General features: G+C 66.2%; 1 protein-coding gene. It reads right to left on the reverse strand.

The window, feature by feature from the left end; translation table 11 throughout:
• On the reverse strand, positions 1 to 529 hold a 529-nt coding region (locus tag OGY07_RS02860), incomplete at both ends, for an Ig-like domain-containing protein (RefSeq protein ID WP_286598538.1).

Here is a 529-nt window from a genome sequence, read left to right on the forward strand (position 1 = left end):
CTGCCGCATTGCTGACGCTGGCCTCCACGCGGGCGCTGCCGTCGGTCAGGGTCGCCAGTTCCGCAGCCGGGACGACCAGCATCCAGTGGCCGGTGCTGTCAACGCTGGCGGTGTATGTCTTATTGCCAAAGGTGACGGTGACGTTCTGGCCGGCTTCCACACTGGTGGTGGTGCCGGAGAGCGTCAGGTCCGCGCCCTGCTCGGCGGCGTTAATCACGTCGTCGGCGGTCACGCTGTTAATGGTCACCACCGGCGCGGCGGTGTTGACGTTCACATCGTGGGTTGCAGTACCGCTGTTGCCTGCGGCACTGGTGACGGTCACGGACACGGTGGTGGTGCCGTCGTTCAGGGCGGTGATATCCGCCGCCGGAACGCCGACGCTCCAGTTGCCGGATGCATCCACCACCGTGGTGTAGGTCCTGCTGTTAATGGTGACGACAACCGCGTCACCCGCCGCCGCACCGCTGACGGCGCCGCTGACCATCTGCGTCTGGCCGTGTTCGGCGCTGTTGATGATGTCGTCGGTCGC

Origin of the sequence: Citrobacter sp. Cs237 (assembly GCF_030332325.1) — a bacterium.
Lineage (GTDB): Bacteria > Pseudomonadota > Gammaproteobacteria > Enterobacterales > Enterobacteriaceae > Citrobacter_A > Citrobacter_A sedlakii.